This window comes from Aureimonas ureilytica DSM 18598 = NBRC 106430, assembly GCF_000382705.1.
Lineage (GTDB): Bacteria > Pseudomonadota > Alphaproteobacteria > Rhizobiales > Rhizobiaceae > Aureimonas > Aureimonas ureilytica.
Window position 1 is genome coordinate 16,364 of the sequence record NZ_ARQE01000011.1, and the last position, 26,775, is coordinate 43,138.

At 67.6% G+C, this 26,775-nt stretch carries 27 protein-coding genes; 9 read left to right on the plus strand and 18 right to left on the minus strand.

From position 1 onward, the window contains the following. Nucleotides 1–307: 307 nt before the first annotated feature. Nucleotides 308–1,003, plus strand: coding sequence for a GcrA family cell cycle regulator (locus B146_RS30200; RefSeq protein WP_019998200.1), 696 nt, complete (start codon nucleotides 308–310; stop codon nucleotides 1,001–1,003). A gap of 272 nt (nucleotides 1,004–1,275) precedes the next feature. Beyond that, on the plus strand, nucleotides 1,276–1,530 hold the full coding sequence (locus tag B146_RS0119695; RefSeq protein ID WP_026358776.1) for a DUF3297 family protein: 255 nt from the start codon (nucleotides 1,276–1,278) through the stop codon (nucleotides 1,528–1,530). An 88-nt stretch (nucleotides 1,531–1,618) separates the two neighbouring features. Here B146_RS0119695 and phoB read toward each other — a convergent pair whose 3' ends face one another. The 8 genes from phoB to B146_RS0119735 form a co-directional block, all read right to left on the minus strand. Further along, nucleotides 1,619–2,350, minus strand: coding sequence for a phosphate regulon transcriptional regulator PhoB (gene phoB / locus B146_RS0119700; RefSeq protein WP_019998202.1), 732 nt, complete (start codon nucleotides 2,348–2,350; stop codon nucleotides 1,619–1,621). A gap of 6 nt (nucleotides 2,351–2,356) precedes the next feature. Next, nucleotides 2,357–3,079 (minus strand): phosphate signaling complex protein PhoU, encoded by a 723-nt coding sequence (gene phoU, locus B146_RS0119705; RefSeq protein ID WP_019998203.1) that lies wholly within the window; start codon nucleotides 3,077–3,079, stop codon nucleotides 2,357–2,359. A gap of 73 nt (nucleotides 3,080–3,152) precedes the next feature. Continuing rightward, the gene (pstB, locus tag B146_RS0119710; RefSeq protein WP_019998204.1) at nucleotides 3,153–3,962 is read right to left on the minus strand and encodes a phosphate ABC transporter ATP-binding protein PstB; all 810 of its coding nucleotides are present in this window, start codon (nucleotides 3,960–3,962) and stop codon (nucleotides 3,153–3,155) included. Nucleotides 3,963–3,979: 17 nt separating this feature from the next. After that, nucleotides 3,980–5,305: a phosphate ABC transporter permease PstA gene (pstA, locus tag B146_RS0119715; RefSeq protein WP_019998205.1), complete on the minus strand. Its 1,326-nt coding sequence runs from the start codon at nucleotides 5,303–5,305 to the stop codon at nucleotides 3,980–3,982. Further along, the gene (pstC, locus tag B146_RS0119720; RefSeq protein WP_026358778.1) at nucleotides 5,305–6,780 is read right to left on the minus strand and encodes a phosphate ABC transporter permease subunit PstC; all 1,476 of its coding nucleotides are present in this window, start codon (nucleotides 6,778–6,780) and stop codon (nucleotides 5,305–5,307) included. The genes pstA and pstC overlap by 1 nt, the downstream gene beginning before the upstream one ends. Before the next feature lie 118 nt (nucleotides 6,781–6,898). Beyond that, nucleotides 6,899–7,900, minus strand: coding sequence for a PstS family phosphate ABC transporter substrate-binding protein (locus tag B146_RS0119725; protein WP_155897611.1), 1,002 nt, complete (start codon nucleotides 7,898–7,900; stop codon nucleotides 6,899–6,901). Nucleotides 7,901–8,065: 165 nt separating this feature from the next. Beyond that, nucleotides 8,066–9,367, minus strand: a complete 1,302-nt coding sequence (locus B146_RS26745) for an ATP-binding protein (RefSeq protein WP_019998208.1) — start codon at nucleotides 9,365–9,367, stop codon at nucleotides 8,066–8,068. 125 nt (nucleotides 9,368–9,492) lie between these two features. Continuing rightward, the gene (locus tag B146_RS0119735) at nucleotides 9,493–10,485 is read right to left on the minus strand and encodes a hypothetical protein (RefSeq protein WP_155897606.1); all 993 of its coding nucleotides are present in this window, start codon (nucleotides 10,483–10,485) and stop codon (nucleotides 9,493–9,495) included. Between the two features lie 215 nt (nucleotides 10,486–10,700). Between B146_RS0119735 and B146_RS26750 the strand changes: the two genes are divergently transcribed. Next, the gene (locus B146_RS26750; protein ID WP_040408810.1) at nucleotides 10,701–12,581 is read left to right on the plus strand and encodes a glycoside hydrolase family 15 protein; all 1,881 of its coding nucleotides are present in this window, start codon (nucleotides 10,701–10,703) and stop codon (nucleotides 12,579–12,581) included. Next, nucleotides 12,568–13,383, plus strand: a complete 816-nt coding sequence (locus tag B146_RS0119745) for an SDR family oxidoreductase (protein WP_019998211.1) — start codon at nucleotides 12,568–12,570, stop codon at nucleotides 13,381–13,383. Before B146_RS26750 ends, B146_RS0119745 begins: the two co-directional genes overlap by 14 nt. 65 nt (nucleotides 13,384–13,448) lie before the next feature. Here B146_RS0119745 and B146_RS0119750 read toward each other — a convergent pair whose 3' ends face one another. Then, nucleotides 13,449–14,147: a DUF1013 domain-containing protein gene (locus tag B146_RS0119750; RefSeq protein WP_019998212.1), complete on the minus strand. Its 699-nt coding sequence runs from the start codon at nucleotides 14,145–14,147 to the stop codon at nucleotides 13,449–13,451. A gap of 126 nt (nucleotides 14,148–14,273) precedes the next feature. Next, nucleotides 14,274–15,275, minus strand: coding sequence for an NAD(P)H-quinone oxidoreductase (locus B146_RS0119755; RefSeq protein WP_019998213.1), 1,002 nt, complete (start codon nucleotides 15,273–15,275; stop codon nucleotides 14,274–14,276). Nucleotides 15,276–15,634: 359 nt separating this feature from the next. Here B146_RS0119755 and rcdA point away from each other — a divergent pair, with 359 nt between their 5' ends. After that, on the plus strand, nucleotides 15,635–16,159 hold the full coding sequence (gene rcdA / locus B146_RS0119760; RefSeq protein WP_019998214.1) for a protease adaptor protein RcdA: 525 nt from the start codon (nucleotides 15,635–15,637) through the stop codon (nucleotides 16,157–16,159). A gap of 157 nt (nucleotides 16,160–16,316) precedes the next feature. Here rcdA and rpmE read toward each other — a convergent pair whose 3' ends face one another. Further along, complete coding sequence (gene rpmE, locus B146_RS0119765; protein ID WP_019998215.1) at nucleotides 16,317–16,538, minus strand: 50S ribosomal protein L31; 222 nt, start codon at nucleotides 16,536–16,538, stop codon at nucleotides 16,317–16,319. A 171-nt stretch (nucleotides 16,539–16,709) separates the two neighbouring features. On the opposite strand from rpmE, the gene B146_RS0119770 reads away from it, so the two are divergent. Then, nucleotides 16,710–18,521 (plus strand): ABC transporter transmembrane domain-containing protein, encoded by a 1,812-nt coding sequence (locus tag B146_RS0119770; protein WP_244498258.1) that lies wholly within the window; start codon nucleotides 16,710–16,712, stop codon nucleotides 18,519–18,521. Between the two features lie 13 nt (nucleotides 18,522–18,534). Here the strand turns inward: B146_RS0119770 and B146_RS0119775 are convergent, their stop codons facing one another. From B146_RS0119775 to B146_RS28520, 7 genes are all read right to left on the minus strand, one after another. Then, the gene (locus B146_RS0119775; RefSeq protein ID WP_019998217.1) at nucleotides 18,535–19,563 is read right to left on the minus strand and encodes a peptidoglycan -binding protein; all 1,029 of its coding nucleotides are present in this window, start codon (nucleotides 19,561–19,563) and stop codon (nucleotides 18,535–18,537) included. A gap of 4 nt (nucleotides 19,564–19,567) precedes the next feature. Next, nucleotides 19,568–20,539, minus strand: coding sequence for a flagellar motor protein MotA (locus tag B146_RS26755; RefSeq protein ID WP_155897607.1), 972 nt, complete (start codon nucleotides 20,537–20,539; stop codon nucleotides 19,568–19,570). Between the two features lie 216 nt (nucleotides 20,540–20,755). After that, complete coding sequence (locus tag B146_RS0119785; protein WP_040408812.1) at nucleotides 20,756–21,592, minus strand: inositol monophosphatase family protein; 837 nt, start codon at nucleotides 21,590–21,592, stop codon at nucleotides 20,756–20,758. Between the two features lie 120 nt (nucleotides 21,593–21,712). Further along, complete coding sequence (efp, locus tag B146_RS0119790; protein WP_019998220.1) at nucleotides 21,713–22,276, minus strand: elongation factor P; 564 nt, start codon at nucleotides 22,274–22,276, stop codon at nucleotides 21,713–21,715. Between the two features lie 98 nt (nucleotides 22,277–22,374). Then, nucleotides 22,375–23,598, minus strand: coding sequence for a tetratricopeptide repeat protein (locus B146_RS29160; protein WP_019998221.1), 1,224 nt, complete (start codon nucleotides 23,596–23,598; stop codon nucleotides 22,375–22,377). A gap of 2 nt (nucleotides 23,599–23,600) precedes the next feature. Beyond that, nucleotides 23,601–24,260, minus strand: coding sequence for a thiamine phosphate synthase (locus tag B146_RS0119800; protein WP_019998222.1), 660 nt, complete (start codon nucleotides 24,258–24,260; stop codon nucleotides 23,601–23,603). A gap of 212 nt (nucleotides 24,261–24,472) precedes the next feature. Beyond that, nucleotides 24,473–24,646 carry a YdcH family protein gene (locus B146_RS28520; protein WP_019998223.1) on the minus strand — a complete coding sequence of 58 codons (174 nt, stop codon included), beginning with the start codon at nucleotides 24,644–24,646 and terminating at the stop codon, nucleotides 24,473–24,475. A 240-nt stretch (nucleotides 24,647–24,886) separates the two neighbouring features. Between B146_RS28520 and B146_RS0119810 the strand changes: the two genes are divergently transcribed. Genes B146_RS0119810 through B146_RS0119820 form a run of 3 tightly spaced genes read left to right on the plus strand, consistent with a single transcriptional unit; the run spans nucleotide 24,887 to nucleotide 26,681 of the window. Continuing rightward, entirely contained in the window at nucleotides 24,887–25,090 is a 204-nt protein-coding gene (locus B146_RS0119810) for a YdcH family protein (protein WP_019998224.1), read from the plus strand. Beyond that, nucleotides 25,087–25,596, plus strand: a complete 510-nt coding sequence (purE, locus tag B146_RS0119815; RefSeq protein ID WP_019998225.1) for a 5-(carboxyamino)imidazole ribonucleotide mutase — start codon at nucleotides 25,087–25,089, stop codon at nucleotides 25,594–25,596. Before B146_RS0119810 ends, purE begins: the two co-directional genes overlap by 4 nt. Beyond that, on the plus strand, nucleotides 25,593–26,681 hold the full coding sequence (locus tag B146_RS0119820; protein WP_019998226.1) for a 5-(carboxyamino)imidazole ribonucleotide synthase: 1,089 nt from the start codon (nucleotides 25,593–25,595) through the stop codon (nucleotides 26,679–26,681). The genes purE and B146_RS0119820 overlap by 4 nt, the downstream gene beginning before the upstream one ends. Nucleotides 26,682–26,775 lie beyond the last annotated feature (94 nt).

Below are 26,775 nucleotides of genomic sequence, written 5' to 3' on the forward strand. Positions count from 1 at the left end.
TGCCCGCTGCGCTGCCTATACCATGGGGACGGCGCAAATTGTCAACGAATGCGGGCGGTTTCGCGCGCTCGCGCGGGACAATGCTTCCCGAGACGTCATTTTCCGGCCATAAGCTGTTGAAAAGGGGCCGAAACGATTCGCCTCACCCCGGCCGCTCTTGCCGGCCTTCGCACTCGCGTTCTAAGAACCCTCAAGGACACCAGATTTCGTGTGGGAAGCCCCGCCGATCCGCAAGGGATCGTCCGGGGCTAAGGATGTTGGCATCAGGCCACCCGCCCGCAGCGACTTGAGTACGAGGAGTCTGTTCATGAGTTGGACCGAGGAGCGCATCGAGCTGCTCACACGCCTTTGGGGCGAAGGTCGCAGCGCCAGCCAGATCGCGGCGGAGCTCGGCGGCGTCACCCGCAACGCGGTGATCGGCAAGGTTCACCGGCTGAAGCTCGACAATCGCCCGAAGAGCGGCGCCGACGAAAGCGCGATCGAGATCGCCCCGAGCCTGGTGGCGGCGGTCGCCCCCGCCCCGGCCGAGCCGACCCCGGCGCCGGTTCCGATCGTCGTCGCGGCGCCGGTGATCGCGCCGGCGGAAGCGCCTGCGCCCAAGCGCGAGTTCACCGCCCCCGCGCCGCAGCCGAGCCCGGCCCCCGCGCCGCGCGTTCTGATGCCCTCCATCCCCGCATCGTCGCCGGCGCGCGCGCCGATGCCCGCCCGCCAGCCGATGATCCATTCGGTCATGGGCGCGACGGCGCTGAAGATGGAGCCGGAAACCGAGGCTTTCGAGGAAGCGCAGCCCTTCGCGCATTCCGAAGGTGGCGAGGTCGTTCCGATGTCGCGCAACCTGACGCTGGTGCAGCTGTCGGAGCGCACCTGCAAATGGCCGCTCGGCGATCCGCTGAGCCCGGATTTCCGCTTCTGCGGCAACCATTCGCAGGATGCCTCGCCCTACTGCAAGTATCACGCGCGCATCGCCTTCCAGCCCGTGTCGGAGCGCCGCCGCGTCCGCTGAGGGCGGTGCCCGTCCGGCCAGATTTCGAAGCCCGGCCCCCGCGCCGGGCTTTTTCGTCGCCGGGCTGTTCGTCCCTCCCCTCCCCACAGGCCGCCGGCGATTGCGCGGCTCACCTGTGATCCGGGCGGGGCGATGCGCCGTTCCGCTTCGCGCCGTCCTGCGCTATGACCTTCGCCGACCCCAAAAGCCTGCGCCGCTGCCGAGCTTCCGGCTCGGCGAGCGTCGTTCTCGACGCGAGCGCGCGGCAGGCCCCCATTCGAAAAGGCTTTGAGATGACCGACACGACCCTTCCCGACCGCCTCGCGATCGATCCCGACAGCCCGTTCTTCGACGAGGCGCTGCTCGCGCGCGGCATCGGCATCCGCTTCAACGGCGCCGAGAAGACCAATGTCGAGGAATATTGCGTCAGCGAAGGCTGGGTCCGCGTCGCCGCCGGCAAGGCGAAGGACCGCCAGGGCAAGCCGCTCCTGATGAAGCTGAAGGGCACGGTCGAGCCCTATATCAAGGACGACGCGGCCGAGGGCTGACATCGGCCCTATCCGCAAAAGAAAGCGCCGCGAGAGACAGGGTCCCTCGCGGCGTTTTTCGTTTCGGGAACGCTCGGTTCGTCCGAAATCAGCTCGCTTCGGCCCGCTGGGCGGCGGGCTTGGCGGCGGCCGTGAAATTCTCGTCCAGCGAATAGCCGGCGCCGCGCACGGTGCGGATCGGATCGCGCTGGCGGCCCCGGTTGATCGCCTTGCGCAGGCGGCCGACATGAACGTCCACCGTGCGCTCGTCGACATAGATGTCGCGGCCCCAGACGCCGTCGAGCAGCTGCTCGCGCGAGAAGACGCGGCCGGGCGACTGCATCAGGAATTCCAGAAGGCGGAACTCGGTCGGTCCGAGCTTCACCTCGCGCCCCGCGCGCCGAACGCGATGGGTTTCGCGGTCGAGATCGAGATCGCCCGCCACGAGCTGGCTGGAAATGCGCTCGGGCTTCACCCGGCGCAGCATGGCGCGCACGCGCGCCATCAGCTCGGGCGTCGAGAAGGGTTTCACGACATAATCGTCCGCGCCGACCGACAGGCCGCGCACCCGCTCGGATTCCTCGCCGCGCGCCGTCAGCATGATGATCGGCAGGCGCTCGGTCTCGGGCCGCGTGCGCAGGCGCCGGCAAAGCTCGACGCCCGACAGGCCGGGCAGCATCCAGTCGAGGAGAAGAAGGTCCGGCACGCCTTCCTTCAGGCGAAGGTCGGCTTCGTCGCCCCGGCCGATCACGTCGACATCGTAGCCTTCGGCTTCGAGATTGTAGCGCAGGAGGACGCCGAGCGCTTCCTCGTCCTCCACCACGGTGATCCGCGCGCCCATACGGGTTTATCCGTTCACGCTGGAGGTGGGAGCGGCGATCGAGGTCGTGATATCGCCCTTGGGACGCTCGGCCTCCATCTGCTTGCCGGTCTTGATGTAATAGACCGTCTCGGCGATGTTGGTCGCATGGTCGCCGATGCGCTCGATGTTCTTGGCCGAGAACAGAAGATGCGTGCAAGCCGTGATGTTGCGCGGGTCTTCCATCATATAGGTCAGGAGTTCGCGGAACAGCGAGGTGTAGAGCGCGTCGATCTCGGCGTCCTGCGCGCGGATTTCGAGCGCCCGCACGTCGTCGCGCGTGGCATAGACGTCGAGCACGTTCTTCAGCTGCGCCAGCGCGAGTTCCGACATGTGCTCGATGCCGCGCACGAGCTGCACCGGCTGCTTGTGGTCGGTGACCGCGATGACGCGCTTGGCGATGTTCTTGCCGAGATCGCCGATGCGCTCCAGATCGCTGGAGATGCGGATCGCGCCGACGATCTCGCGCAGGTCGTGGGCCATGGGCTGGCGCTTGCCGATCGTCATCACGGCGCGCTCGTCCACCTCGCGCTGCAGCGTGTCCAAAAGGATGTCGTCGGCGACCACGGACTGCGCCAGACCCCAGTCGGAGCGGATGAGCGCGGAAACGGCCTGCTCCACCATGCGCTCGGCCTGGCCGCCCATCTCGGAAATGCGACGCAGGATGAACTTCAGTTCTTCGTCATAGGACGAAACGATATGGGTTTCCATGGAGCGAACTCCTCCTTGCTTGCGGCGGAGGGCCCGCCTCGCGCGGGGCGCGCGGGCGGGCCAGCGGCGGACGTCAGCCGAAGCGGCCGGTAATGTAGTCCTGCGTGCGCTTGTCGTCGGGATTCTGGAACATCTTCTCGGTCGGGCCGACCTCGACGATCTTGCCCAGATGGAACATGGCGGTGCGCTGGGACACACGCGCGGCCTGCTGCATCGAGTGCGTGACGATGACGATCGTGAAGTTCTGCTTCAATTCGTCGATCAGTTCCTCGACGGTCGCGGTCGCGATCGGATCGAGCGCCGAGCAGGGCTCGTCCATCAGGATCACCTCGGGCGACACGGCGATGGCGCGTGCGATGCACAGGCGCTGCTGCTGGCCGCCCGACAGGCCGGTGCCGGCGTCATGGAGGCGATCCTTCACCTCCTCGAACAGGCCCGCCTTGCGCAGCGAGGTCACGACGACCTCTTCCAGATCGGTCTTCGACTTGGCGAGGCCGTGGATCTTGGGTCCATAGGCGACGTTCTCGAAGATCGACTTCGGGAACGGATTGGGCTTCTGGAACACCATGCCGACGCGGGCGCGCAGTTCCACGACGTCGATCTGCGGGTCGTAGATATCCTCGCCGTCGAGCGTGATGAGGCCCTTGACCTTGGCACCCTCGACCGTGTCGTTCATGCGGTTGAGCGAGCGCAGGAAGGTCGACTTGCCGCAGCCCGAAGGCCCGATCAGCGCCGTCACCTGCCGCTCGTAGACGTCGAGATTGACCTCGAACAGGGCCTGCTTCGCGCCGTAGAAGACCGAGACGTTCTCGCCCTTCATCTTGGTCGCAAGGATCGGCGCGTTGGCTTTCGGGGCGGCGGTCAAATGAAGATTGTCCATCATAATCAATCCGTTCGGTCCTACCAGCGGCGCTCGAAGCGACGACGAAGCAGAATGGCGGTGATGTTCATGACCGCCAGGAAAAGGAGAAGCACGATAATCGCGCCGGACGTGCGCTCCACGAAGGCGCGCTCGGCCTCGTTGGCCCACATGTAGATCTGTACGGGCAAGGCCGTGGCCGGGTCCATGGGCGTCGCGGGATAGTTCGCGACGAAGGCCACCATGCCGATCAGGAGGAGCGGCGCGGTTTCACCCAGCGCATGGGCGAGGCCGATGATCGTGCCGGTGAGAATGCCCGGCATGGCCAGCGGCAGGACATGCTGGAACACCATCTGCATCCGGGAGGCGCCGAGCCCGAGGGCGGCGGCGCGGATCGAGGGCGGCACGGCCTTCAGCGCCGCGCGGGTCGCGATGATGATCGTGGGCAGCGTCATCAGCGTCAGCACCAGACCGCCGACCAGCGAGGCCGAGCGCGGCAGCCCCATCCAGTTGACGAACACCGCAAGGCCGAGAAGGCCGTAGACGATCGAAGGCACGGCGGCCAGATTGTTGATATTGACCTCGATCAGGTCCGTGAAGCGGTTCTTGGGCGCGAATTCCTCGAGATAGATCGAGGCGGCGACCCCGATCGGCAAGGCGAGCGCCAGGACGATGCCCATCATGTAGAGCGAGCCGATGAGGGCCACGCCGACGCCGGCGGTCTCGGCGCGCGCCGAGGCGCCGAAGGTGAAGAGGCCGGTGTTGAAGCGTTGCTCCAGGTCGCCCTTGGCCTCGAGCTGGCGGATCCATTCGAGCTGCTGGTCCTTGATCGGCCGGCGCGCTTCGGGAACCGAAAGGTCGTACTGGCCCTTCACCGCCGAATCCACGGTGGAGTTGGCGTAGATCCAGATTTCCTGCGTGGTGCCGATGATCGACAGATCGTCCATCACCATGTTGGCGAGCTGGGCGCGCACGCCCTGCGAGACGAGCTGCATGGCCGAACTCATCGCGGCGCGATTGTTCGGGTCGATGCCGAGCTCCTGGGCGAGCGAATCCTGCACGAGGCGCGGATAGTTCACCGTGCGCAGCACCGTCGGATCGGCCTTGGCCTTGTCGTTCGGGTCGATGATGCTCTTGGAGAAGGTGATCGGTAGGCGGATCTGCGTCTGGAAGAAGGCGGTGTAGCCCTGCCCGATCACCGTCCAGAGGAGGACGGCGAGGAAGATCATGCCGATCGCGATGGCCGTCAGGCCATAGGCGCGGAAGCGGCGCTCGGAGGCGTAGCGGCGACGCAGGCCGATGTCGCGGCGCTCGGGGCGCGCGGATGTCGGGACGGCCTGGCCCGGGGAGATCGTCGTATCGCTCATCAGTCGTACTGCTCCCGATACTTGCGCACGATGGCAAGGGCGATGATGTTGAGGATCAGCGTCATCACGAAGAGCGTGATGCCGAGCGCGAAGGCGACGAGGCTCTGCGGCGAGGTGAAGTCGAGATCGCCGGTGAGCTGCGAGACGATCTTGACCGTGACCGTCGTCATGGCCTCGAACGGGTTGAGCGTGATGTTGGCCGCGATGCCCGCCGCGAGCACGACGATCATGGTCTCGCCGATGGCGCGCGAGGCCGTCAGCAGAAGCGCCGAGACGATGCCGGGAAGCGCCGCCGGCAGCACCACCCGCTTCACGGTCTCGGACGGGGTCGCGCCGAGGCCCATCGAACCGTCCCGCAGCGAACGCGGCACGGCGGTGATGATGTCGTCCGACAAGGAGGACACGAAGGGGATCAGCATGATGCCCATCACGAGGCCGGCGGTGAGGATCGACTGCGCCTGGATGAAGCCGGTGTAGTCGCCGGTCAGAAGACCGTTGATGTCGGCCGAGATGTCGCGAAGGAAGGGGCCGACCGTGATCAGCGCGAAGAAGCCGTAGACGATGGTCGGGATGCCGGCCAGCACCTCGAGCAGCGGCTTGACGATCGAGCGCACGCGGCTGGAGGCGTATTCGGCCATGTAGATCGCGGCGAAGAGACCGACCGGCACGGCGAAGACCATGGCCACGAAGGCGATGTAGAGCGTGCCGGCGAGAAGCGGGATGATGCCGAACTGACCGGCGGCTTCCGACCCGGCGGCGGCGAAGCGCGGCTCCCACACCGTGCCGAAGAAGAAGTCGGCGGGCGAGATGCGCTGGAAGAAGTCGATCGATTCGAACAGCATCGAGCAGACGATGCCGACCGTCGTCAGGATGGCGATCGAGGAGCAGACGACGAGGAAGACCTTGACGACCTGCTCGACCTTGTTGCGGGCCCGCAGGCGAACCGCGATGCGCGACTGGGAGAGGAAGAGGCCGCCGAGCGCGAGCGCCACGATGACGACCGTCATGGCGATGCTGCTCGTGTCCTCCATCCGGTTCTTTTCGACGGCGATCGGGACCATGGCGTCCGTCGCGCCGCCCGGCAGCGGAATGGAGCGCCGCTCGAACAGGGGCTGGAGCTGCGCGATGCCGGCGTTTTCGAGGCCGCGCTGCTCCTCGGCCGGCAGGGCGCGTATGCCCTGGCCGAGCGAGCGCACGAGGCTGCGGCCGAGCGAGATCGAGGCGCTCTGCGTGTCGCTTTCCAGGCGGCTCTCGACGGTCGCGAAGATCACCGCGGGGGAGATCGCGAGCCAGAGCGCCATAAGCAGAAAGGCGGGCACCGTCGCCCAGCAGAAGACATAGGCGCCATGATAGGTGGGGCGGGAATGCACCTTGGCATTCGGCGCGTCGGGCAGCGCGGCGCCCTTGCGACGGCCGAGCACATAGCCCGCCACGCCAATCGCCAGGACAATCAGAATCAAGGCAAATACGGACACCGTTCGCCGTCTCCAACGAGGATCATGAGCTGGCCCGTCCCTCCCGGGACCGGAGACCGGCTCGCGGTGAAAGTGAAGAGGCCGGCGCTAGCGGCCGGCCTCCCTGTCGATCCGAGGATTACTCGGCGATCGTGGTGCCGGCTTCGAAGGCCTTGCGGGCCTCTTCGCGCTGCGCCTCGGGGGCGGGCACGAGGCCGTACTGGGCGAGCGGGCCGTCGGGGCCGATCATCTGGTCGTCGAGCCAGAAGGTCACGAACTCCTTGAGGCCCGGGACGACGCCGACATGCGCCTTCTTGACGTAGAAGTAGAGCGGACGCGACACCGGATACTCGCCCGAGGCCACGGTCTCGACCGAAGGGGTGACGCCGCCGACGGTGGCGACCTTCAGCTTGTCCTGGTTCTGCTCGTAGAAGGCGAGACCGAACACGCCCACGCCCTGCGGGTTGGCGGCAATGCGGGCGAGCGTCTCGGTGTAGTCGCCGGCGATGTCCACCGCCTTGCCGTCGTTGCGGACCTGGTGGCACTGCTGCGCCGCCGCCTTGTCGTCCAGGCCGGACTTCTTGAAGGCTTCCAGAGCGCCCGTGGCCTTGCAGCCGGCGACGACGGTCTTCTCTTCGAAGACTTCGCGCGTGCCGTGGTTCTCGGCCGGGATGAAGGCGATGATGTCCTGGCTCGGCAGCGAGGGGTCGACGTCGGACCACTTGGTGGCGGTGTTGTCGACGACCTTGCCGTCCTTGACGACCTTGGCGGCGAGCGCCTTGAAGATCGTGTCCGGTGTCAGGGCGAAGCTCGGGCCGGACGCGGCCGAGGCGAAGACGATGCCGTCATAACCGAAACGGACCTCCTGGATCGCCGTCACGCCGGTGTCCTTGCAGGCCTTCTTCTCGGAGTCCGAGATCGCGCGCGAGGCGTTGGCGATGTCGATCGTCTCCGGGCCGACGCCGGCGCAGAACTGACGGAAGCCGCCCGACGTGCCGCCCGACTCGACCACCGGGGTCGGGAAGTCCGGGAAGATCTCGCCGAAATTCTGAGCCACGATCTGCGCATAGGGCAGAACCGTGGACGAGCCGGCGGCGTGAACCGGCTGCGTGGCCTGCGCGAAGGCAGCGCCCGTGGTCATGACGGACGCGCCGAGAACGAGGCTGGCGAGAAGGGATTTGGTCACAGGCGTTTCTCCATCGAAACGTTTCGAATGCGAACCGCCGCGAGCCCATTCGTCGTCGGCGCCGTTCGATGTCGGTCTAGCCGTCCGACGCAACCTATCTATGACAAATCCGCATCCGATTTATGACACTCTATCCCTCTGTTTCATAACGGTTTTTCCGAAATCACCGGAAATGCGCCTGCGGAAGCGAACGCTGAAGGTCGAGCCCTCGCCGGGAATCGATGCAATCGAGAGCCGCGTGTTGTGCCGAATGAGGACGTTGCGCACGATGCTGAGCCCGAGCCCGGTGCCCCGCACGCGCCCGCTTCCGTCCTCGACGCGGTAGAAGCGCTCCGTCAGGCGCGGCACGTGCTCGGGCGCGATGCCCTGCCCGAAATCGCGCACGAAAGCGTCCACGGTCTCTTCGGTGCGCAGGAGGCCGATCTCGATCCGCCCGCCCCCGTCGCCGTATTTCATGGCGTTCTCGGCGAGATTGCCGAAGACCTGGACGAGCTCGTCATGGTCGCCGTTGACCAGCGCGTCCTCTTCCAGCCCGACGAGGTCGAGGGCGAGGCCCTTCTCGGCGGCGGTCGGCGCGGCCTGCTGCGCGACGACGCGCAGGACCGAGGCGAGGTCGGTGAGTTCGTTCGGCTCCAGGCGCCGGCGCATCTCGACGCGCGACAAGGACAGGAGATCGTCGATCAGCCGCGACATGCGCCGCGCCTGCTCCTGCATGATGTCGAGAAACTGCGCGCGGGCCTTGGCGTCGTCGCGCGCGGGGCCTTTCAGCGTCTCGATGAAGCCCGAGAGCGAGGCGAGCGGCGTGCGCAGCTCGTGGCTGGCATTGGCGACGAAATCGGTGCGGATGCGCTCTATGCGCCGCATCTGCGTGCGATCGCGAAACAGGGCCAGGAAGAACAGGGGCTGCGGCTCGCCCGGCATGGGCATCGGCAGGATATCCACCGCCCAGGCGCGCTCGGAGGGTGCGCGCTCGGCATATTCGGTCATCTGCGCCTCGCCGCTCTCGATCGATTCGGCCATGGCCGCGATCAGTTCGGGGGCGCGAAAGCGCATGGCGATCGGGTCGCCCAGCACCATGTTGCCGAAGGTCTGGATGCCGACCGTGTTGGAAAAGCGAAGCGCCAGGTTGCGGTCCAGCACGAAGGCGGGCTCGCGCATGGCGTCCACCACGCTCTTGACGCTGGCATTCGGCCAGAGCGGCGAAGGCAGAACGGTCTTGGCCGCCTTGCGCCGGCGCGAGGCGCGCGCCCCGCGCTGCACCAGCCAGGCGCAAGCGGCCGCCGCCAGCGTCGCGAGCGCCAGGACGCGCACCTCGGGCTCGGCATAGGCGATCACGAGGAGCCCCGCCACGCAGACGAGGGTGGCGAGGGACGGGAGGGCACGGCGACGGGCGTCGTCGGAATGAGGAGCAGGTTCGGCCATGCCGGAAAGGTCTACCGCTTCGTTAACGCGTTTTCACTGAACGAAGGGCAGGCATCGCACGCCCAATCGTCAAACGCATGACACCGAGCCCGCCGCCTCGCCCGATGGCGGCGGGTGGAGCGCGATCAGCTGAGGTCGCGAAGGCGCAGCGAGTAGAGGTCGACATCGCTGGGGCTCGTTCCCAGGCCCGGCGCGATGGCGAGGTTCACGTCCCTGCTGGCCACCGCCGGCACGGTCACGTCGAACACGAAGGCTTCCTCGGGCATGTCGGTGGAAAAACGCTGGTCGTTGCAGACGTTCTGCTGGCCGACGAGGCACCGCACGCTGAATTCGCGCATCGCGCCGTCGGGCGAGCCGGCGACCACTTCGATGCGAACCTGCCGGCCGGCGATCTGCTGAACGATCCCCGGTCCGATCTTCAGGAGCGCCTCGTCCCGGCTGCCGGCGGGCGTGGAAATGCGCACCGCCTCGCGGTTGTCGGGCTTGGCCACCGCCTCGATGCGCCCGCCCGTCGGGGTGGACAGGGATTCCAGATCGTTGCCGTCGAACACGTCGATCCAGGCGAGCTTGGGCAGCCCGTCGCTCGGCTGGATGGCGCTCGTGGTGGCCGGGTCCGCCGACGAGCCGCCGCGCAGCGCGCCGGTGATGGCATAGGCCAGAAGCGCGAGACCGAGCGCCAGAAGCACCGCCAGCGCCGGGACCTTCCAGTTGAAGGCCGCGCTCGGGGCCTCGCCCGCCGGGCGTCCGCCCCCCGGCGTCCAGCCGGCCCCTTCGTGCGGCTCGTCGTCAGCGGGTCCGCCCGCGCCCGGAAAGGCCGCGGTCTCGCCTGAAGACACGGTCGGCAGTGCGGGCTCGTAAGGGTCGGCCTCGGCCTCTTGGAAACCGTCCGGCTGGGCGTTGGCCGGATAGCTGTGCGGGGCGAAGTCCGCTTCCACGCGGTTGATCGTCTCGGCGAGACGGGTCCGCTGGTCCAGCGCGCTCGCCTCGTCCGCGCCTCGCGATTCCAGCATCCGCTCCAGGGCTCGCTCGGACGCGGCATAGATGCTCTCCCGAAAGGCGGGATCGCGCGTGTCGCCACCTTCCAGCGCCCGTCGCAGGCTGTCTTCCATCGCGCTCATGATGTCTCCGAACTGGGCAGCGAGCGGACCGGAGGCCAAGGCCCCCGTCCACCGCTTCGAACCGTGTGGATACTGAAAGCAGGCCGATGGAGCAATTGAAAGGCACGCGCGGGCCGACTTATCTCCTTTCGCGCCTCGGGCGAAACGCGGCATCCGACTTTACTTCGCCGTCGAACGACCAATCTCAGACGCTGGTTCGACCAACAGGCGCCCTGATGCAGACTGACCCGTTCTCCCCCGCCCCCAACCCGATCTCGGATCACGGTGTCATCGGGGACATGAACACGATCGCTCTCGTGGCGCCGGATGGGCGGATCGACTTCTTCTGCCATCCCAGCATCGATTCCCCCTCGCTGTTCTGTGGCCTGCTCGACACCGGCAAGGGCGGCGAGTTCCGCCTCTGGGCCGATGCCGAGGGGCTGACCTATCGGCAGATCTATCTGCCCGACACCAACATTCTCCTCACCCGCTTTCTCGGCAAGGAGGGGATCGGCGAGATCACCGATTTCATGCCGACCGACGGTTCGGGGCGCATCGTACGCCGCGCCAAGGCGATCATGGGGCCGATGCGCTTCCGGGTGGAGATCCGCCCCGCGCCCGAATACGGCGCGTCGAGCCCGAGCTTTCGCGCCGTGCCCGGCGGCTTTGCCGTGAGCTGGACCCGCGCCTCGGACGGCGGACGCGAGGAGGTCTTCTTCTATTCCTCGATCGAGCTGCGGCTCGAGAACGACACGATCACCGGCGCCGCCGATCTGTCGGAGGACCAGTCGATCTATGTCGTGTTCTGTCCCGGCCGGGCCGAGGCGCCACCGATCGAGCCGGGCTACGCCCGCCGGGCCTTCTTCCAGACGCGCGAATTCTGGCATGGCTGGGTGCGGCAGGGGCGCTACCCGACCTTCTGGCGCGAACTCGTGGTGCGCTCGGCGCTGACCCTGAAGCTCCTCACCTCGGCGCGGCACGGCTCGATCGCGGCGGCCGGCACGTTCGGCCTGCCCGAGGTGATCGGCGGCGAGCGCAACTGGGACTATCGCTTCTGCTGGGTGCGCGACAGCGCCTTCACGCTCTACGCCCTGTCGCGGCTCAACTATTTCGACGAGGCCGAGACCTTCATCCACTTCCTGATGGAGCGCATCGTCGAGCCGCATGACGGCGCCGAGTCCGGCCTTCAGATCATGTATGCGATGGACGGAGCGGAGAAGCTGCCCGAAGTCTCGCTCGATCATCTGGCCGGCTATCGCGGCTCGCGACCCGTGCGCGTCGGCAACGCCGCCTATCGCCAGCGCCAGATGGACATCTACGGCGAGTTCATGGACGCGGTCTATATCGCGACCAAGGCGCGCGGAAAGCCGGCTTATGCGGTCTGGACCAAGCTCGCGCGACTGATGGACTGGCTCTGCGACCATTGGCACCTGCCCGACAAGGGCATCTGGGAAAGCCGGGGCGAGGACCGCGAATATCTCTCCTCGCGCCTCATGTGCTGGGTGGCGCTCGATCGCGGCATGAAGATCGCGGAGGGCCAGTCCCTGCCCGCCGACATCCAGCGCTGGCGCTCCGAGCGCGACGCGATCCAGCGCAGCATCATCGAGGAGTTCTGGAACAAGGAGCTCGGCGCCTTCACCCAGTTCAAGGGCTCCAAGACACTCGACGCGGTCGTTCTCCTGATGCCGCTCGTCAAGTTCATCAACCCACGCGACCAGATGTGGACCTCGACGCTGAAGGCCGTGCAGGCCAATCTCGTCCACGACTGCCTCGTGAAGCGCTACATCAACGCCGACGAGAACGACGACGGGCTGGAGGGCGAGGAAGGCTTCTTCACCATCTGCTCCTTCTGGTATGTCGAGGCCCTGGCGCGCTCGGGCTTCGTGGCCGAGGCGCGGCTTCTGTTCGAGAAGCTGCATTCCTACGCCAACCATCTCGGCCTGTATTCGGAGGAACTGTCCTCCTCGGGCGACCATCTCGGCAATTTCCCGCAAGGGCTGACGCATCTGTCGCTGATCTCGGCCGCGATCTGGCTCGACCGCGCCCTGTCGTCCGATCGCGGCGACCCCGCCAACATCTCCCATCAGATGATCGAGGACCCCGATGGCATCTACTGACCTCCACTCCCTCGCCGGACAGACGGCGCTCGTCACCGGCTCCTCCTCCGGCATCGGCGAAGCCATCGCGGTGGAACTCGCGCGGGCGGGCGCCGACATCGTCGTCAACTACCACGGCAAGCCCGAAAGCGCCGAGGACACGGTGAACAAGGTCAAGGCGCTCGGCCGGCGCGCCCTCGCCGTGCAGGCGGACGTCTCCTCCGAGGCGGACGTGATCGCGCTGTTCGACCAGGGCGAGGACGCGCTCGGGCCCCTCGACATCGTCGTCTCCAATGCCGGCCTGCAGCGCGATGGCGCGATCGCCGACATGTCGCTGGACGACTGGAACACGGTGATCTCGACCAATCTCACCGGCGGCTTTCTGGTCGGGCGGGAGGCGATCCGGCGCTTTCGCAAGAAGGGGATGCGCGAGGATGTCAGCCGCTCGCTCGGCAAGCTCCTGTTCGACAATTCGGTGCACCAGCGCATTCCCTGGGCCTTCCGCGTCAATTACGCGGCGTCCAAGGGCGGGCTCAAGCTCCTGATGGAATCGCTGGCGCAGGAGGTCGCGCACGAGAAGATCCGCGTCAACGCCGTCGCCCCCGGCGCCATCGCCACGGCGATCAACCAGTCCGAGCGCGAGAAGCCGGGCGGGCTCGAAGCCATGCTGAAGCTCATCCCCTATGGCCGGGTCGGCGAGCCCGTGGATATCGGCCGCGTCGCCGCCTTCCTCGTGTCGGACGCCGCCGAATACATCACCGGCCAGACGCTGTTCGTCGATGGCGGCATGACGCTCTATCCGGGCTTTCGCGGCAACGGCTGACCGCCCAGCAAAAAAGGCGGCCCGGGAGGCCGCCTTTTTTGGGATAATCCGACAATGCCGAAGGGTCAGACGATCTCGTCTTCCTCGCCTTCCTCGGGCTCCGTGCGGCGCATGGAGGAGAGCTTGGCGAAGACGGCGGCGGCATCCAGTTCCTCGTCCTCGCGCGGGGCGGGACGGTAGTTCTGGGTCTGCGCGGCCGACAGAAGACGCTCCTCCTCGGCGAGTTCCTCGGGACGGGGCATGCCGCGCGAGGCCTTCTCGACTTCGAGATCGAGGTCGATCTGCGAGCAGAGGCCGAGCGTCACCGGGTCCATCGGCTGAAGGTTGGCCGAGTTCCAGTGCGTGCGCTCGCGGATCTGCTCGATCGTGTGCTTGGTCGTGCCAACGAGGCGCGAGATCGCGTTGTCCTTCAGCTCGGGATGGTTGCGCACCAGCCAGAGAATGGCGTTCGGGCGATCCTGGCGCTTGGAAACGGGCGTGTAGCGCGGTCCCTTGCGCTTGGCCTCGGGAACGCGAACCTTGGGCGGCGCGAGCTTCAGCTTGTGGCGCGGGTCCTTCTCGGCGCGCACGATCTCGTCGCGCGTCAGCTGTCCCGTGATGATCGGGTCCATGCCCTTGATGCCCTGCGCCGCCTCGCCGTCCGCGATCGCCTTCACTTCGAGCGGATGCAGCGTGCAGAATTCCGCGATCTGTTCGAACGACAGCGAGGTGTTGTCCACCAGCCAGACGGCCGTGGCCTTCGGCATCAGGAGCTGCTGAGCCATGGGTAATAGTCTCCTAGTGGCCCACCCGGAGGAGCAGGCTGTGGTCATGCCACGAATGCGGGAATTAACGCGAACTATAAGGGCTCCGTCCCGCGTTCGCAAGGAAGTCCGATGCTTGGGGGCGGACTATCGCCCTTCGGGAAGGAGCACGAGCTTGCCGATATGGTCGCGCTCCATGTGCCGGTGCGCTTCGGCCGCCTCGCGCAGCGGGTAGGTCGCCTCGATCAGGGGTTTGACGCGGCCCGATTCGAGAAGCGGCCAGACATGGGCCTGAAGATCGGCGGCGAGCGCCGCCTTGAAGGCGTGGTCGCGCGCCCGGAGCGTGGAGCCGGTGAGATGAAGCCGCTTCTGCATCACGAGGTTGAGATCGATCTCGACCCTGGCGCCCTGAAGAAAGGCGATCTGCACGATGCGCCCGTCGCTCGCCGCCGCCTGGAGATTGCGGTTCGTGTAGTCGCCGCCCACCATGTCGAGCGTGAGGTCGGCGCCGCGCCCGTCGCGCCAGGTCTTCAAGCTCGCGACGAAATCGTCCTCGCGGTAGTTGATCGCGAGATCGGCGCCGAGCCGACGCGCGGCCTCGGCCTTGTCGGCGCTGCCCACCGTGGTCGCGACATGCGCGCCCAAAGCGTGGGCGAGCTGGATCGCCGTCGTGCCGATGCCCGACGTGCCGCCGTGAACGAGGAAGGTCTCGCCCTCCCGCAAGGCGCCGCGCTGGAAGACATTGTGCCAGACGGTGAGGAAGGTTTCGGGCACGGCGGCGGCTTCCGCAAAGCCGAGGCCGCTCGGCACGGGCAAGGCGCTGCCCGCGTCCGCCAGCGCATAGTCGGCATATCCGCCGCCCGGCAGGAGCGCCATGACACGGTCGCCCTCGCGCCAGTTCGCGACGCCCTCGCCCAAGGCGGCGACGCGGCCGGCGACTTCGAGCCCCGGCCAGTCCGGCGCGCCGGCGGGCGCGGGATAGGCGCCCTTGCGCTGGAGAATGTCGGGCCGATTCACACCCGCCGCGTGAACCTCGATCAGGATCTGCCCCGCGCCGGGCCGAGGCACGCTCGCTTCGCGCGGCACCAGCACCTCCGGCCCGCCATGGCCGTTGAGGGCGACGATCGTCATCTGATCCGGCAGGCTCATGGGCTTCACCCCTTTTCTCGTCTCGGTCCGCTAAGGATAGGGTCTTGAGACGAGTGTCGAGGCGCTAACGGCTCATTTACCGCATTCGATTAAAACTGTGGGTGTCCAATTCGTTGGATGGCGACCCTGATGGTTGTCGACGTCTCCCTGTTGAAACTTGAAAGAGCCGCCCCGTGCGGCTCTCTTTTTTCCAGGCGTGCGCCCGAAGCGGCGCATCTATGGCGAACGCGCGTTAACCAATTCGGTGCGAAGCGGCTTGCACGCGGTCGAGCTTGCGTAGAGGATTCCGGTCAACAGGCTGGCCGGCATTATGCCGCGCGGGCCGTGCAACGATTCTTGCTCAGGCTGGTTATCTCCGCATGTCACAGAAGCCATCCGATCAGACCTCGTTCCAAACCGTGCGGATCGCCGAACGCCTCGCCTTTTCGGCGTCGTTCCAGCCGATCTTCGATGCTGGAATGAATCTGGTCGATGAAACCGCCGCCTATCTCGACGGAGACGGGCGCCGGGACGTGAAGACCCTGTCGCGCGGCGCAGCGACGCTTTACGCCGCCGAATCCATGCGCCTGACGACACGCCTCATGCAGGTCGCCTCCTGGCTCCTTCTCCAGCGCGCGGCCAACCAGGGTGACATGTCCCGGTCGCAGGTCGAGGCGGAAAAGGGCAAGGTGCGCCTCGACAGCAGCGCCGAGGGCGTCGATTCGCCCTTCTACGACGAGTTGCCCGAGAGCTTCCGCGACATCGTGGAGCGCGCGCTTCTTCTGGAGCGCCGCATCGCCATGCTGGACCGCGAAATCTACGGCTCGCCTGCCCCGGTGGAGACGGTCGCCCCCAATCCGGTCGGCCAGCAGATCGACCTCCTGCGCACCGCCTTCGCGATGTAACGCGAGTTCCCCATTCCATTCGAACGCAGCGCCGTCGGAGCCCTTCCGGCGGCGCTTTTTCGTGCCGTGTGCGCGCGTTGCGCGACGGCGGGCAGGCAACAAAAAACCCGGCGCGACGGCCGGGTTTCCTGCGATCCGAAACGGATGGGCGTCGGGCTTAGATGCCGAGGCCTTCGTAGCGCTTCTTGAAGCGCGACACGCGGCCGCCGCGATCCAGCATCTGCTGGTTGCCGCCGGTCCAGGCCGGGTGGCTGGTCGGGTCGATGTCGAGGTTCAGCTTGTCGCCGGCCGAGCCGTAGGTCGAGCGGGTCTGGTACTCGGTGCCGTTGGTCATCACGACGGTGATGGTGTGGTAGTCGGGGTGGATTTTCTGCTTCATGATGTCCTCACAGCCGATAACGCGCTCGCACTCACCAAGTCCTTCGGGCCTTTCCCAAGCGCGGGAACGGGCCGTTCGGGCCGGAATGAGGAGCGCGATCGCTTTCAAATTCAAGGGCGAGCCTATACATGAGGGGCCGATAGCGCACAAGGCCGCAAAGGCGATCCGATCTTGGCACGTTCCATCAGGAAGAGCGCGGGGGAAAAGAAGTCCCGCACGTTGAAACCGCTCGCGCGCCTCTGGCCCTATGTGAAGCGCCACCGGGGCCTCGTCGCCGGCGCCCTCGTCTTCCTGCTTCTCGCCTCGATCACCACCCTGTCCTTTCCGCTGGCCGTCCGGCGCGTCGTGGATCACGGCTTCATGTCCGGCGACACGGGATTCGTGGACACCTATTTCGGCATGCTGGCCGTCCTCAGCATCGTTCTCGCGCTCGCCAGCGCCGGGCGCTATTATTTCGTCATCACGATCGGCGAGCGCATCGTGGCGGAGCTGCGCAAGGACGTGTTCCGCCACGTCATCGGCCTGTCGCCGAGCTTCTACGACCGCACCCTCTCGGGCGAGATCGTCTCGCGCCTGACCGCCGACACGGTGCAGATCAAGTCGGCCGTCGGCGCCACCGCCTCGCTCGCGCTGCGCAACGTCATTCTCTTCGTCGGCGCCGTGGCGATGATGGCCTTCACCAGCCCCAGCCTGTCGCTGATCGTGATTCTCGCCATTCCCCTGATCGTCCTGCCGCTCGTCGCCTTCGGCCGCTCGGTGCGCCGGCGCTCGCGCGCCGCGCAGGACCGGCTCGCCAGCGCCAGCGCCTATGCCGGCGAGGCGATCGGGGCCGTGCGCGCCGTGCAGGCCTTCACGGCCGAGCCCGGCGCCAACCGGCGCTTCGGCGCGGCGGTGGACGAGGCCTTCGAAGCCGCCCGCCGCTCGGTGACCTCGCGCGCGCTGCTCACCGCCTTCGCCATCTTCCTGATCACCGTCTCGATCATCATCGTGCTCTGGATCGGCGCGCATCGCGTGGTGGACGGCACGATGAGCGCGGGCACGCTCGGGCAGTTCCTGCTTTATGCCGTGTTCGCCGCCTCCAGCCTCGGCCAACTCAGCGAGGTCTGGGGCGACCTGACGGCGGCGGCCGGCGCCACCGAGCGCCTGTCGGAGCTTCTGGACGAGGAAGCGACCATCCGCTCCCCCGCCGCCCCGCGCCCCTTCCCCTCCCCCGCGCGCGGCGCCCTGCGCTTCGAGGCCCTGTCCTTCCGCTATCCCGGCGCGCCGGAGCGCCCGACCTTGAGCGGCATCGATCTGGACATCCGCCCCGGCGAGACGGTCGCGCTCGTCGGCGCGTCCGGGGCCGGCAAGTCGACGCTCTTCGCGCTCATCGAGCGCTTCTACGATCCGAGCGAAGGACGCATCCTCGTCGATGGCCTGGATATCCGCGAGGTCGATCTGCAGGCCCTGCGCTCGCGCATCGCCTTCGTGCCGCAGGATTCCAATATCTTCGCCGGCACGGTCGCCGATAACATCGCCTTCGGCACCGAGAACGCCTCGCGCGAGGCCATCGTCGCGGCGGCCAGGGCGGCGCAGGTGGACGGGTTCGTCTCGGCCCTGCCGGACGGCTACGACACGCCGATCGGCGAGCGCGGCGTGACCCTGTCGGGCGGCCAGCGCCAGCGCATCTCGATCGCCCGCGCGATCCTGCGCGACGCGCCGATCCTGCTTCTGGACGAGGCGACCTCGGCGCTCGACGCCGAAAGCGAGGTTCTGGTGCAGCGGGCGCTGGAAGGGCTGATGGGCCAGCGCACGACGCTCGTCATCGCGCACCGGCTGGCGACCATCCTGAAGGCCGACCGCATCCTGGTTCTGGAGGGCGGGCGCATCGTCGAGGAAGGCACCCATGCGGCGCTGATCGGGCGCGGCGGCCTTTACTCCCGTCTCGCCCGCTTGCAGTTCGACGCCGGCCGCGAGGCGCTCAGCCCCGCGGCGGCGGAATAGCGAAGGCGGGCTCTCAGCGCTCGGTCAGCTTCAGCTCGATGCGCCGGTTGCGCGCGCGCGAGTCCGCGTCGTTGCCGGCGACGAGCGGCTGGAACTCGCCAAAGCCCGTCGCGGCGAGGCGCTGCGGCGGCACGCCGGCCGACACGAGAAAGCGCACCACGGCGGCGGCGCGCGCGCTGGAGAGCTGCCAATTGTCGGCAAAGCGCCCGCTGCTGACCGGCACGTTGTCGGTGTGGCCATCGACGCGGATGATCCAGTTGATGTCCGAGGGGATTTCGCGGTTGAGCTGGATGATCGCCTCGGCGAGCTTGCGCATCTCGTCCTGCCCCGCCGCCTGCAGCACGTCGGAGCCCGACGAGAACAGCACCTCGGACTGGAACACGAAGCGATCGCCGACGATGCGGATATTGTCGCGATCGGCCAGGATCTCGCGCAGGCGACCGAAGAAGTCGGAGCGGTAGCGCGCCAGTTCCTGCACCCGCTGCGCCAGCGCCACGTTCAGCCTTCGGCCGAGATCGGCGATCTGCACCTGCGATTCGCGGTCGCGATTTTCCGACGCGCCGAGCGCGTCTTCCAGCGCCGCGATCTGCTGGCGCAGCGCCGACAATTGCTGGTTCAGGAGGTCGATCTGCGCGCGCGCCTGCGCCGACACGCGCTGCTCGCTCTGCACCTGCGCCTGCAACTCGCCGACCGTGGCGCCGCCCGCGCCAGGCGCCGCCGCGCGGCCCTCGTCCAGCGCCGCCTGAAGGCGCGTGCGCTCGGTTTCGGCGCCGGCGAGCGAGGCGCGCAGCGCCGCGATCTGGTCCTGGAAGTCGCCGGACTGGGCCCGCTCCAGCGCCAGAAGCTGGTTCAACTCGGCGATCTGCGCGTTGAGCCGGCCGAGAACCGTGTCGCGGCCCGACAGGTCGCGGCTGAGAAGAAACTGCGCGATCACGAAGACCGACAGAAGGAACATGATGGCGAGAAGGAGCGTCGACAGGGCGTCCACGAAGCCCGGCCAGTAATCGACCTCCCGGCGCTGGCGGCGGCGCGACAGGGCCACGGCGTCAGGTCCGCTCGGCTTCGGACAGGGAATGGTTCAGGCGGTCGAGCGCGCGGCGCATCTCGCGCTGCTCGTCGGCCTGCGCTTCCACGAAGTCGCGCAGCATCTGCTGCTCGCCGCGCATGTGCTGGACGAGGCCCTGAATGCTTTCGGCCAGACTCGCCATGGCCGCGCTGGTGCGCGGCAGGTTGCTTTGTTCCAGCACGAGCCGGTTGATCCGGTCGGCCAGGACGCGGAACTCCTCCGCCCCGTTCGGCACGTTGGGCAGAACCGAGAGCGTGCCGGGCATCTCCGCCTCGAAGGTCAGGAGGTCTTCCAGCTCGGTGTAGAAGCGGTTCTGCGCGCGGCCGACCTGAAGGTCGAGAAAGCCGAGGACGAGCGAGCCGCTGAGACCGAAGAGCGAGGAGGAGAAGGCCGTGCCCATGCCCGACAGGGGAGCGGACAGCCCGTTCTTGACGGAATCGAGAACGGTGGCCGCATCGCCGGCCGCCGGGTCGAGCGACTGGATCGTCGTCGTGATCGAGCCGATCGTGGTCAGAAGGCCCCAGAACGTGCCGAGAAGGCCGAGGAAGACGAGAAGCCCGACGAGGTAGCGGGACATGTCGCGCGCTTCGTCCAGCCGGGCCGCGACCGAATCGAGGATCGTGCGCCCGGCCGAGAGCGACAGGCGCGGACGGCCGCGCCGCCCCTGCATCATGGCTTCCATCGGCGAGAGAAGCACGGGATGGCGCGTGCGCCCGCCGCGCGCGACCTCGCCGTCGCGCAGGCCGTTCACCCAGCGCACCTCGCGCGCGATCTTCAGGATCTGCCCGAGCGACAGGAGGACGCCGATCACGAGAACGCCGAGAATCAGCCCGTTCAGCCCGGGATTGGTGAAGAAGGCCTGATAGACCTGCCGGCCGAGGATCAGCGCCACGAAGCCGGCGAGCGCCAGGAACACGAGCATCACGCCGAGAAAGACTAGCGGACTGCTCAACGGCTCCGCCTGAGGGGGAGCCGCCTGGGGCGGCGTTTCGGGCGAAGGAGAATGAACCTGCATGACGCCTCATCCGCTGGCCCGGCGGTGGAGCGCCGCGCGGCAGAACCCGGAACGGTGGAGGCTTCTTCTAACCCGCCCGGCGAGCGAGCGCCAGCAAATGTGGCGCCCGCTCAAGCACTTGATGAATCGGGAGGCGCGGGGCGCGCCGCCGTCTCAGACGTCGCGGTCGACCGGCTCGATCTTGGGCGCACGGAAGGCGGTGTTGGCCTTCTTGAGTTCGGCCAGAAGCTGGCGATGGATCAGCTCGTTGCCGCAGGCGACGTCGCCCTGCAAGAGGTCGAACTTGTTGCCCTCGGTGTCGGTCACGAAGCCGCCGGCCTCGCGCACGAGAAGCGATCCGGCCGCGATGTCCCAGGGCTTCAGCGCGTGTTCCCAGAAACCGTCGAAGCGCCCGGCCGCGACATAGGCGAGGTCCAGCGAAGCCGCGCCCATGCGGCGGATGCCGGCCGTCTCGGACATGAGCTTGCGCGCCTCGAACAGGAAGCGGGCATGGTCGCCATGGCCGAGGAAGGGCATGCCCGTCGCGATCACCGTCTCATGCAGCTTGGAGCGCGCGGCGACGCGGATGCGGCGGTCGTTGAGGAAGGCGCCCCCGCCCTTCTCGGCGCTGTAGAGTTCGTCCAGGGCCGGGTTGAAGACGATCGCCGCCACGATCTGCCCGTCGCGCTCCAGCGCGATGGAGATGGCGAACATCGGGATGCCGTGAAGAAAGTTGGTGGTGCCGTCTAGCGGATCGACGATCCAGCGATGCTGGGGGTCGCGCCCTTCCACCGTGCCGCGCTCCTCCATGAGGAAGCCCCATTCGGGCCGCGCGCGCGACAGTTCCTGATACACGATCTCCTCGGCCTTGCGGTCGGCGTTGGACACGAAGTCGGCCGGCCCCTTCATGGACACCTGAAGGTTCTGGACCTCGCCGAAATCGCGGGTCAGGGAACGGCCGGCCTTCATGGCGGCCTGCGTCATGACGTTCATCAAAGCCGAACGGGCCATGGCTGGGCAACTTTCTTCTGATCGTGAAAAAGAACACGCGGGGGACCATCTGGCGCACCCCACGGAAAAGCGAAGAACCGGCCGGGACCTTGAGGGCGCCGGCCGGGCAGCGTCGTCTGTTCAGTCCGCGCGGCGGACGTAGGTGATCTCGTTCGTGTCCACCACGATGCGCTCGCCGGCGCCGACGAAGGGGGGCACCATCACGCGAAGGCCGTTCTCTGTGATGGCGGGCTTGTAGGAGGACGCGGCGGTCTGCCCCTTCACCACCGGATCGGCCTCGGCGACGGTGAGCGTCACCTGATCGGGAAGCGAGATGCCGATCGGCCGGCCGTCGAAGCTCTGCACCGTCACCTTCATGCCGTCCTGCAGGAAGGCGGCGCGCTCGCCGACGAAATCGGTCTGGAGTTCGAGCTGCTCGAAACTCTCATTGTCCATGAAGACGAGCTGGTCGCCCTCGGCATAGAGGAACTGGTAGTCCTTGAGATCGAGATGGACGCGCTCGACGGATTCGGAGGCGCGGAACCGCTCGTTCAGCTTGGTGCCGTCCACGAGGTTCTTCAGCTCGACCTGATTGAACGCCCCGCCCTTGCCCGGCTTCACATGCGCCGTCTTCACGGCAGCCCAAAGCCCGCCATCGTGCTCGATGACGTAGCCGGGACGGATTTCGCTGCCGTTGATCTTCATGAAACGGGACGGCTTTCGGATTTTTCAAGGGAAACGCAAGGCGGCTTGGAACCACAAAAGCCCCGGCTGTTCAAGCCCGCGCCGCATTTGCAGGGGTTCTATCCGGCGCGAAAACGGTTGGCGGCCTCGAGCGCGGCCTTCTGATCGGTCTCCGGCAGGCCCCGAAACCAGCCGTCGAGCCCCGCGTCGCTGTTCGACGCGCGGCGGGCGAGAACCGTCCATTTGGCCGCCTCGGCCCGGTCTCGCGTCGTGCCGACGCCGTCCTTGTAGAGATGGGCGACGCGGTTGACGGCGATCGGATTGCCGCGCTCGGCCGCGCCCTTCAGCCAGCGGAAACCCTCGGTCGCGTCCGGCGCGCCGCCGCGCCCGTTGATCAGCCAGATGCCGAGTTCGATCTGCGCGAGATCATGGCCCGAGCGCGCCGCTTCGCTGAGCCAGGTGCGGGCCGTCGCGTCGTCCTTCTCCACGCCCTTGCCATAGGCATAGAGCTGCGACAGCGCATATTCGGCGTCCGGCACGTTCTTGTCGGCGGCCATGCGGAAATAGCTGATCGCCTCGGCAAAGCCGCCGGTGGGCGCGGACTGGATCAGCATCTGACCATAGTTGAAGGCCGCCAGCGGATTGCCGGCATCGGCCGCCGCCTTCATCAGATCGCGCGCCGTGGCGTCGTCGCGCTCCACGGTCTTGCCTTCCAGAAGCAGCAGCGCGTAGCGGAACTGCGCCTCTGCGACGCCCGCCTTGGCGGCGATGCCGTACCAGCGGGCCGATTCCTTTTCGTCGCGCGCGACGCCGAGACCGCGCGCGTAGATTTCGCCGAGCAGCGTCTGCGCTGCCGGGTCGCCGAGATTGGCGAGCGGTTCGGCCAGCCGCATGGCCGAGAGATAATAGCCGCGCTGGAAGGCCCCGTAGGCTTCGGCCGAGGGCGAGGACGGCGCACCGTCGTCGCTCGGCGTGGCCGGCGCGCTGTCGAGCGAGGCGCCGCCGAGCGCCGCGCCCGGCTGCGGCGCGGGGCCGACCGGCGTCGGCAGGAAGACCGGCGCGGCCAGCGCGGCCGGCTGGTCGCTCGATGCCGTGGAGGGCGGCGCGGTGGAGGGCGGCGCGGCGGATTGCGGCGCGTCGGAGGAGGGAACGCCCGGCAGGGGCGCGATCATCGGCGGCTCGAAGGGCGAGCTCGACATCATGGACTGCGGCAGAAGCGTGCTCGGCGGCACGAAGGCCGCGCCGGCGGGCGATGCGCCCGGCGCGTCCGCCCCTTGCGCGAGCGCAGGCCCGGCCGAGACGACGGCGAGGCAGAACCCGAGAACCGGCCGCAGCGCGCCCATGGTCAGGCCGCCTCCGCCGCCACGGCCTCGTCGAACAGGCGGTTCGCTTCGGCGACGCGCTCGGCGACGCCCTCGGCCTGTCCGAAGATCGCGCGCGACAGGAGAATGAACTCGGCGCCCGTGGCGATCGCCTGGGGCAGCGTCGCGAGATCGCCGCCGCCCTGCACGATGCAGGGGATTTCGACGATCGAGGCCCACCATTCGGCCAGATCCAGATTGCGCCGATGCGGCTCGGCCTCGCCATCGGCGCCGAGCTTGCCGAAGAGGACATAGTCGGGCATCCGCTCGCCCGCTTCCAGCGCGTCATGGCGCGTGTTGAAGCCGGACGTGCCGACGATGAGGCGCGGCGAGAAGCGCGCCATGGCCTCGCCCAGCGCCTCGATCGTGCCCTCCGGGGCGTGGAACCCGTCGGCCTTCACTCTCCCTGCGCAGCGCGTGTCTTCCACCACGATCGCAGCGGCGCCCGCGTCCTGCACCATCGGCACGACGGCCTCGCAGAAATCCTGGAAGGCGGCGGCCGAATGGCCGGCGGGGTCGATCAGGACGGAGGCGACATCGCCCGCCTCGAGCGCGACGCGCAGGCGCTCCACACCCTCGGGCCCCTCGGGAAGAAGGGTCGTGGCGAGAACAAGGCGGGGGCGGATCGGCGCGTCGTCGGTCATCTCGAAACTCTTGAACGGCCGGGCATGAGGCCCGGTTTTTTCTCCTGTAGATACGCATTGCGGCAACACTACAAGAGTTTTGCCCGAACGGCGGACCCTCGCAGGACCTTCGTCGGGGCGGGCGAAACCCGAGCGAAACGAAGGCGCGGACGCGCGAAGGGCGCGGCCATGACCGGCCGCGCCCTCCTTTTACGCAAACATGGGAATGGTCGTCAGTGAGCGGAGCCGCGCAAGCGCTCCATCTCGTCCTTTAAGAGCAGCTTTCGCCGCTTCAGGTCCTGCAACTCGGCGTCGCTGATGGCGGGTTTCGCCTTCGCGGCGACCAGTTCCTGCTCCAGCGCCGAGTGGCGCTGCTGCAAAGTCGCAAGATGGGCATCCAAGGACATTCTTGAGCTCCTTCTGACTTCTTTCCTCCCACCGGCTCCCGGACGGGACACCGTCGTGGACGCTAGGAAAGTGTCACATAAGGTTTGCACTGTCGAATGAGGATCAAGTGCCGGGTTTCGATTTTCGAGCGAGACTGGTACGAGATTTCGTGAACACCAGGCGCCCGCGCGGTCGGGCGTCGCCCGCGCGACCCGGCGATCCGGGCCGGCGGGCCGTGTCAAGCGTTCGAGGGGACCCGAGTGGCGGATCAGGAACAGGCCGAGCTCAGACTGCAGTTGGCGCGGCTGCGGCAGGAGCACATGGATTTCGACTTGGCGATCAACGCGATGGAATCGACCGGCTGCGATCGGCTCGCGGTGCAGCGGATGAAGAAGAAGAAGCTCGTCATCAAGGATCGGCTTCAGGACATCGAGGATCAGGTCATCCCGGATCTGACGGCATGAGCGACGCCCCTCCCCGCGTCGCCATCATCATGGGCAGCCAGTCGGACTGGCCGACCATGAAGAACGCCGCCGACACGCTGGAGGCGCTCGGCATCGCCTTCGACGCGCGCATCGTCTCCGCCCACCGCACCCCCGAGCGCATGTTCGACTTCGCCAAAGCTGCGAAGGGCGAAGGGTTCCAGGTGATCATCGCGGGCGCGGGCGGCGCGGCGCACCTGCCGGGCATGACGGCCTCGATGACGCCGCTTCCCGTGTTCGGCGTTCCCATCGAAAGCCGCGCCCTGTCGGGCCAGGACAGCCTTCTCTCCATCGTTCAGATGCCGGCCGGCATTCCCGTCGGTACGCTCGCCATCGGTCGGGCGGGCGCGGTGAACGCCGCGCTTCTGGCCGCCAGCGTTCTGGCCCTGCACGACGAGCCGCTCGCCGAACGCCTCGACGCCTGGCGCCGGCAGCAGACGGAGGCCGTCGCGGCCCGGCCGCGCGACGAGGCGGGAGCCGCGCATTGACCGACCGCTTTCCTCTAGCTCCCGGCGCCGCGATCGGCATGATCGGCGGCGGCCAGCTCGGCCGCATGATGATCTCGGCCGCCGCGCGTCTGGGCTTTCGCACGATCGTTCTCGACCCGGATGCCGCCTGCCCCGCCGCCCAGCTCGCCAACGAGACGATCACCGCCGCCTATGACGATCGGGACGCCCTGGCGCGTCTGGCCGGCCGCGTGGCGGTCGTCACCTACGAGTTCGAGAACGTGCCGGTCGCCCCGGTCAGCGCGCTCGCCCGCATCGTGCCGATCTTCCCGCCGCCCGAGGCGCTGGAAGTCGCGCAGGACCGCGTGGTGGAAAAGGCCTTCCTGAACGGCATCGGCATCCGCACCGCGCCCTGGCGCGCGGTGGACGATCCGCAGGAGCTCGAACACGCCTTTCTCGATCTCGGCGGCGACTGCATCCTGAAGACCCGCCGCCTTGGCTACGACGGCAAGGGGCAGGCCGTCCTGCGCGAGAATGGCAATCATGGCGAGGCCTTCGGAACGCTCGGCGGGGTGCCGGCGATTCTGGAAAAGAAGATCGGCTTCGAGCGGGAAATCTCGGTGATCGCCGCGCGCGGACAGGACGGCAGCTTCGCGGCCTACGATCCGGCCGAGAACGTCCACGGGCTCGGCATCCTGAAAAGCTCCACGATCCCCGCCTCGGTCTCGCCCGAACAGATGGAGGAAGCGCGCGGCATCGCCAAGCGCATTCTCGACAAGCTGAACTATGTCGGCGTGATCGGCGTCGAGTTCTTCGTGGGGCGCGACGGCGCGCTTCTCGTCAACGAGATCGCCCCGCGCGTCCACAATTCCGGCCATTGGACCGAAGCGGCCTGCACGATCTCTCAGTTCGAGCAGCACATTCGCGCCGTGGCCGGCCTGCCGCTCGGCAGCCCGGCGCGCCACAGCGACGGCGTGATGGAGAATCTCATCGGCTCGGATGTCGAGCGCGTGCCCGCGCTTCTCGCCGAGGCTGACGTGATGCTGACGCTCTACGGCAAGACGGACGCGCGTCCGGGCCGCAAAATGGGGCATTTCACGCGCGTTTCACCGCGTTCGGAGCGCTGAGAGCCCGCTTCGGTTGATGTCGCATGGTTGACAGAAACCGCGCCGACAGCTATCGAACCAACCAGGCAAGCGCGCCCTCCGGGCGCGTTTTTCA